2 protein-coding genes are annotated in these 7,577 nt (G+C 73.9%); both read right to left on the bottom strand.

The features are described 5' to 3' along the window. Positions 1-117: 117 nt before the first annotated feature. The gene (locus Mterra_RS16965) at positions 118-3,657 is read right to left on the bottom strand and encodes a bifunctional diguanylate cyclase/phosphodiesterase (protein WP_147372901.1); all 3,540 of its coding nucleotides are present in this window, start codon (positions 3,655-3,657) and stop codon (positions 118-120) included. A gap of 648 nt (positions 3,658-4,305) precedes the next feature. Next, a partial coding sequence (locus tag Mterra_RS22500) for a Vgb family protein (protein WP_476727199.1) occupies positions 4,306-7,577 on the bottom strand: 3,272 nt, incomplete at its 5' end.

Here is a 7,577-nt window from a genome sequence, read left to right as displayed (position 1 = left end):
CCACGACCCCTTCCAGCGCCCCATGCCGCACCACCAGGACCACCCCGGCGAGCGGCTGCCGGCCTCTCACCCGGCCTTCGAGGTGCGCTGAGCGCTCCCCTCACGGGCGGGGGGTGGCTACCCCTCCCCGCCGAAGCTTTCCATGGGGGCGGGGCGGCCGAAGAGGAAGCCCTGGCCCCACGCGAAGCCCTCGGCCAGCAGCCACGCGCGCTGGGCCTGGGTCTCGACCCCCTCCACCACCACCGCCAGCCCCAGGTTGCGGGCGAGGTCGCGCACCACCCGCAGCACCGCCTCGGCCCGGGGGTTCTCGCCGATGCCCTGGGTGAACAGCCGGTCAACCTTGAGCGCGTAGAAGGGCATGCGGGCGAGGTAGCCCAGCGAGGAGTAGCCGCTGCCGAAGTCGTCGAGGGCGAGGCGGAAGCCGAGCGCGGCCACCTCCTGCAGCGCGGCGAAGGTCTCCGGGTAGGCCAGGACCCGCTCGGTGATCTCCAGGACGATGTTTCCCCGGTTGGGCAGCCCGGCGAGGAAGGCCACGAAGCCCGCGTCGGTCAGGCTCTGCACCGACAGGTTCACGCTGAGGGTGCGCCCCTGGGCTAAGGCCGCGACCCGGGGGAGCACGTAGCGGTCGAGCTCCTTGACCAGGCCCGTCTCCTCGGCCAGCGGGATGAAGGCGGCGGTGGCGGGCCCCCCCGGCCAGCGCACCAGCGCCTCGAGGGCCTCGTAGGCCACGGGCTGCTGGCCCTCGAGGTCGACGATGGGCTGGAAGTGCAGCAGCAGCTCCCCCTCGGCCAGCGCGCGGCTGAGCGCCATCAGCAGGTCCTGGCGGCGGGAGAGGGCCGCCTCGAGGGCCTGGTCGTAGAAGGCGGTGCGGGTGGGCTGGCCCTTGGCGCGGTAGAGCGCGAGGTCGGCGCGGCCGAGCAGCGTGGAGAGGTCCTGGCCGTCGAGCGGGCAGTAGGCGATCCCGGCCGAGAAGCCGATGTGCACGAACTTCCCGTCGAGCCCGACGGGCGGGTCCATGGCCCGTCGCATCTGCTCGAGGGCCCGCTGCACCTCCTCGGGCGGGCCGGGCAGCAAGGCCGCGAACTCGTCGCCCCCCATCCGGAAGATCCGCCCCTCCGGCGGCAGCGCCGCGCGCAGGCGGCGGGCCGTCTCCTGCAGCAGCCGGTCGCCGGCGGCGTGCCCCAGGGTGTCGTTGACGGCCTTGAAGCCGTCGAGGTCGATGAGGACCACCCCGCCCGGGCCCTCCTGGCACATCGAGCCCTCCTCGCGCAGGCGGCGGCGGTTGGGCAGCCCGGTCAGGGCGTCGTGGTAGGCGAGGAAGGACACCTCCTCCTGGCTCTGCTGCCAGCGCAGCCACAGAGCCATCTGCGCGGCGAAGAGGCCCGCGACGCCGGGGGCCGCCGGGGAGAGGGGGCCGCCGAGGTAGAGCACGCCGAAGACCTCCCCCTCGGCCTCGACGCGGGCGTAGAGCAGGGGCTCCGTGCCCAGCGCGGGCTCCTGCACCCGCCCCACCGCCGCCTCCGGCTCGAGGGCCCGCAGCGCCTCCGGCTCCACCCACAGCCCCTTCGGGCCGCCGTCGCCGGGCCCCACCCCCGCGACGTGGCGGTAGTGCCCTTCCGGGTCGCGCAGGAGCACGTAACCCTCCCGGGCGCCGGGGATGCGGCTCACCGCCCGCTGCAGCACCGCCTGGAAGACCTCGCGGCCGACCCCCTGCGAGAGCACCCGGTTGGTGAAGTCCAGCAGGTCCTGCCGCAGGCGCAGGTTGAGCGCGAGCTCCTCCTCCAAGGCCAGCAGGGGGCGGATGTCCACCAGCGCCCGCACGCTGCCGCCCTCGAGCGGGGCGGCGTAGAGCAGGCTGGGGATGAGGGCGCCCGCGCGGTCCTTGGCGCTGACGCGGACCCCGCGCAGCGTCTGCGCGGCGGCCGGGCGGTCGGGGTGGCGGGCGAGGCCCTGCTCCTCCCGCTCCCCCACGACGGGGAACGGCCGGCCGAGCACCTCCTCCACCCCGTAGCCGTAGGTGCTCTCGGCCGCCGGGTTCCACAGCGTGACCCGGCCCGCCTCGTCCAGGCCCACCACCGGGACCGGGACCGCCCGCAGCACCGCGCCCAGCCAGCCCACCAGCTCCTCCTCGCGGGTGACGTCGCGGCCCACCGAGGCGTAGCCCACCACCCCGCCCCCCCGGTCGTGGAGGGGGAAGAGGATCTTGTCCTCGCGCACCAGGCTGCCGTCCTTGTGCCGGTTGACGAACTGGGCGCGGAAGACCTCCCCCGCCCCCAGCGTCTTCCAGAGGTCGGCGTAGAAGGCCCCGGAGTGTTCCCCCGACTGGAAGAGCCGCGGGTTCTGGCCCAGCAGCTCCTCCCTCGAGTACCCCAGCTTGGCCTCCACGGCCGGGTTGGCGTAGACGATGCGGCCCTGCAGGTCGGTGATGAGGACGGGCTCGGGCTGCTGCTCGACGACCTGCGAGAGCTTGTGGGCCTCGGCGCGCTGGCGCAGGAACTCCACCCGCCGGCCGACTAAGGCCGCCAGCCGCTCGAGCAGCCCCAGCTCCTCGGCGGAGAAGGCGCCGGGCTCGGGGGCGTACAGCGAGAGCACCCCCAGCGCCCGCCCGCCGGCCTCGACGGGCAGGCCCAGGCTCGACTCGAAGCCGTGGGCCAGCGCCCGCTCGCGCCAGGGCGCGTAGGCCGGGTCGTCGCGGATGAGGCGCATCAGCGCCGGGCGCCCGGTGCGCAGGGCCTGCCCCGAGGGGCCCTGCCCGGCCGGGCCCTCGCCCCAGGTCACCTCCAGGCCCTCGAGGTAGGCCGTCGCCCCCGCCGCGGCCACCCGCTCGACCGCGGCGCCGGGCCGCGCCCAGCCGACCCAGGCCAGCCCGTACCCGGCCTCGACCAGCAGGCGGCAGACCCCGGCCAGGAAGGGGGCCTCCTCCTCGGCCTGGATCAGCAGGTCGGCCACCCGGGACAACACCCCGCGCGCCCGCTCGGCCTGGGCCTTCTCCGTCACGTCCACGGCCGCCAGGGCCACCCCGGCCACCAGCGGGTCGGGCAGCAGGTTGCACCCCCGCACCGACACCTGCCGCCCCCCCAGGCGCAGCACCCGGCCGTGGCTCTGCAGGGGGTGCTCGAGCAGCTCCCGGAAGAAGGCCCCAGCCTCCGCGCCCCACTGCGGGAAGGGCCCGGGGCGGGCGGGCGTGCCGTGGGCGAGCACCGGGCGGCCCCGGGCGTCGAGGAGGAAGGCCCCCCCCGCCCCCAGCGCCAGCAACGCCGCCTGGCGCTGGGCTTGCCGGGCCCACGCCAGCGCGGCGGCCAGCAGCCCCGCCACCTCGTCCAGGGCGGGCTCGAGGCCCGGCGTTCCCCCGCCCTCCGGCGAGTACAGCGCCAGCAGCCCGATCCTGCGGCCCCCCGCGCGCAGCGGCACCTGCCGGTAGCCCCCGGGCGGCTCGGCGGCCGCGGGCTCGAGGCCCCAGCCGCCCGGGGGTGAGCCGGTCTCGGCCACCCGGCGCGGGCCCGCCTCCGTGTCGAGGAACAGCGCCGCCTGTGCCCCCTCGGCCATCCCCGGCTGCTCCAAAAGCACCCGCAAGCCCCCCCGCAGGCGCTCGGGAACGGGCAGGTCTTTCAGCAGCGCCCCCATCAAGCGCCCTGCCGTGCTGTGCGTCTTCCTCATCGCGATCCGCCAACCCTCCGCCTGCGAACCTCCGGGGCTATCCCTCACCGTTGGGCCCCTGCGGGGCCGGGCCGACGTCCCCGATCGGTCAGGGGAACCACGGGCCAGAGTTGCGAGCCGATCGTCTCCTTTATTGCTCTGAACCCCGCGTCTGTCAAGGTCGAAATATCCCTGGAATTAGCCCTATCCCCGACAGGCTCTCCGATCCACGGGCCCCGCAGGGTGCTGAGCTCCTCCTGCGACTAGGCCTCTCCCTCTCCCCTGCTCCGGCCCAGGGCCGCGAGGGGCAACCCCTGACCAGCATCTGCGGTCCTGCGGTTCGTACGGGTTCGCGGTGGGCGTGGCTCCTTACCGAGGCTCAGCGCGGGCGCGAGCGCTCGAGGCTTATACCGGATTCAAAAAGATAATCACCCAAACCAAAGACCTTCAGAGGCTATCTTTTTGGACCCTCTTTTTGGACCCTAGAGCACACCCCTCCCTGACGGCCGGCGAAGCAAGCGTATCCCTTCGGTCGGGTCCGTCCCCGAATGGGGACGGACCCGACCGAATCGGGTATTACAGGGGGCGGGACACGGAGCGGACGGACCCGGACAGACGCGAAGGGCCGGGGCGGGAGATCCGCCCCGGCCCTCGCGCGGCGCTGTGCCGCTAGCGGGGGGGCCAGTAGGCCAGGCCCACGGGGTTGGTGATGTCTTTGGTGTAAGTGGGGATGTTGCCGACGCCCTCGTAGGGGCTGAGGTCGCCCTTCCGGGCCAGGTGCGCGGCGCTCCAGCGGAAGACGCCGTTCATGAAGCTGCTGCCGTAGACCGAGGCGTAGAGGTTGCCCTCGGGGTCGAAGGCCAGCCCGCCGATGCTGCCCCCGCCGTTGAAGCCGTGGACGTGGGTGAGGGGGGTGGCGTCCTGCCCCTCGACCAGGGCGGCGGGGTCGTACTCGAGCACGCTCGCGCCGGTGGTGCCCACCCACAGGCGGCCGGTGGGGCCGAAGGCGAGGGCGCTGAGGTTGCCGCGGCCCTGGGCCAGCGGGTAGGCGGTGGCGCTGCCGTAGCCGCCCGCCGCGGCGTAGCGCACCACCTGGGCGCTGCCGTTGTACGCCACCCAGAGGTTGCCCTCGCCGTCGAGGGCCAGGGACACCGGGGTGCGGTAGGCCCCGTCGGCGTTGAGGGTGAGGTCGGGCGTGGGGGCCGCGCCCAGCAGCCCGGCGGCGGGGTAGCGCAGCACCTGGCCGCCCCCGCCGGAGCCGTAAGGGGCCTGCAGCGCGACCCACAGGTTGCCCTGGGCGTCGAAGGCCAGGGCCTGCGGGCTGGAGGGAAGCGCGAAGCTGTGCAGCGGGTCGGGGCTTTGCTTGAGGCGGTCGGCCGGGTAGGCCAGCACCTTGCCCGAGAAGGCGTCGGCCACCCACAGCCGCCCCTGCGGGTCGAAGGCGAGGGCCGGGGTGTAGGTCAGGCCGCCGCCCAGGGTGGTCTCGGCCGGGGCGGTGCCGCCGGCGGGGTAGAAGAGTACGTGCCGGTTGCTGCCCATCTGGTTGGCCACCCACAGCCCGCGGGGGCTGTTGCTGGAGTAGCTGACGGTGACGGTGGTGGTCTCGCCGGGCGGCAGCACGACCTCGGCCTGGCTGAGGGCGGGGGTGTAGGTGTAGCCGCCGTGCTCGAGCGAGGCCGCGCCGATCTTGTAGGTGCCGGGGTTGAGCAGTTGCAGCAGGGTCTCGCCGCCGGCGCTGACGGTGTGCGTGTAGCCCAGCGGCCCGCTGACCGCGACGGCCGGCCGCACCCCGTCCGGCAGCCCGCTCACCACCACCCTCAGGCTGGCGCGCACGTTGTTGTAGTTCACCTGCAGGCGCGGGGTCTGCCCGGGGCCCACGCTCGCGCTCTGCACCACCTGCAGCGCGGGGCGGTCGCTGCCCTGGTTGGGGGAGTAGACCGCGTCGCCCGCGGGGGTGAGCCCGGCGGTGAGGGTGTAGGCGCCTTCGGGCAGGCACTCGAAGCGGTACACGCCCTCCCCGCTCGAGCTCCCCGAGGTCTTGGGGGCGAAGAAGAAGCCGTTGGGCCCGGTGAGGCGCAGGCCGGGCACGGTGCCGGCGGGCAGGCCGGTGACGACCACCGTCAGGGGCCCGCTGCCGCCGGGGGTCACCGTGACCTGGGCGCTGGCCTGCTGGCCGGGCTGCTCGGCGGAAGTGGCGGTGACCGTGTAGGTGCCGGGGGTGGGGGGCGCGAAGTAGGTGGCGCTGTTCATCACGTCATCGCCCGAGACGGCCCCGCCGCTGGCGGCCCAGGTGACCCCCTTGAGGCTGTTCTGGATGCTGGCCCGCAGGACCGTGCGCCCGCAGGCGGGGACGCTCGTCTGCTCCGGGCTTATCCGGACGATGACCGGCCGCTGGCTGGGCGGGGCCTGGGCGATGAGGAACTTCATGTTCAGCACCTCGTACTTGAAGTCGCTGAGCATGCCCAAGAAGAACAGCCCCACCGACTGCAGGACCTCCTTAGGCCCCGAGAAGCCGTAGCTGATGTTGGCGTTGAGGCCCATGAAGGCCTTGAAGCCGAGGTAGAGCTGCCACCAGGGGTCGCGGGTGAAGTTGGCGTCGAACTCCAGGTAGGGCACCAGGGCGAAGTCGGGCCCGTAGACCCCGTAGAAGTAGAAGTTGACCTGCGGCCCCACCCCCGCGAGCACCGAGAAGCCCTGCATCGAGCCGCCGGAGTCGAAGCTGATGCTGTGGTGCTCGGAGCTGAAGGGGTTCCAGTTCTTCCCGTCGAAGCTCACCCCGGCGGTGAGCGAGACGCTCTCCTCGGCCTTGACGTAGAACTCCGAGGTGATGCTGCCGCCCACGACGAAGCGCACGCTCACGGTGGGGTTGATCACCACCGGGAAGCCCGCCACCGAGATGTTGATGGGGGGGAGGGGCAGCACCATGAGGGGGACGGTGGCGGTGATCTGCTGGTAGATCCTCCCCTTGCCGAACACCTTGAGCTTGCCGGTCTGGCGGGCGGTGGCCGAGAAGCTGGCCTCGATGCCCTTGGCGGAGATCCAGATGCTGCCGTCGAAGGAGATGCGCAAGCAGGTCGAGCCCTCCATGAAGATGCCGTCGTCGGGCCCGTCGCCCGGGAGGATCTTCGCGCGCTTGATCTCGAGGCAGACCGGCGCGAACTCGACGTTGGGCCGGGCGGCGCTGGCGGGATAGACCTGCTGGGCCTGGGCTTTGGCCTCCGCGAAGAGCTGACGCTTCAGCTCCTCGGTCTGCGGGGTGGGGGCGGTCAGGACGCGGGCCCCCGGCAGCAGCACCTCGGCCCCGGCCAGTTGGGCCCGCACCTCCGGATCCTCGCCGTCGACCTCCTGGTAGAAGGAGAAGCCGCCCTGCTGGATCACCTCCGGCAAGGGGGCGAGGTGCGCGGTGACGGTGAGGTCGCCCCCGGCGGTGCTCACCTCCTCGACCTGGCCCAGGAAGCCGTAGGGGTTGCCGGCGGTGGACGGCAGGCCCAGGTAGCTGCCGGGCTTGAGCCCGGCCAGCGCGGCGGGGACGCCGTCGAAGCGCAGGGTCTGCACGACCTTGTCGCCCACGAGCCCGGCCGGCTCCATCGGCCGCAGGGTCTCGGCCGCGGCGCTCCGCGGGGGGAGGCCCACGGTGCCGGGCGCCAGGCGCAGCGGGGCGGCGGCGTAGGCCACCCGCACGCCGGCCCCGCGGTTGCTCGAGACCGCCACGTCCTGGGCGGCCTGCTCGGGGAGGTAGCTGTCGCCGCCGGGCAGGTTCACCGCCAGCGCCCGCACCGTGTAGACCCCGGGCGCCAGGCCGCTGAGGCGGGCGCTGGCGACGAGGGGCTGGGTGTAGCCGTCCGGCCCCACCACCACCACGTTGGCCTGCAGCCCCTCCGGCAGCCCGGCGACCTCGACGCTGAGCCCCCCGGGCGGCGGGCTGCCGGAGGGGCTGCAGG

This window comes from Calidithermus terrae (assembly GCF_003574345.1).
In the GTDB taxonomy this organism is placed as follows: Bacteria; Deinococcota; Deinococci; order Deinococcales; family Thermaceae; genus Calidithermus; species Calidithermus chliarophilus.
The sequence above is the reverse complement of the archived record's forward strand: the minus strand, read 5'-3'. Positions and strand labels throughout refer to the sequence as shown.

Excerpts from the sequence above, each read along its gene's own strand:
- Mterra_RS16965 (WP_147372901.1), bottom strand. The coding sequence starts at position 3,657 with ATGAGGAAGACGCACAGCACGGCAGGGCGCTTGATGGGGGCGCTGCTG.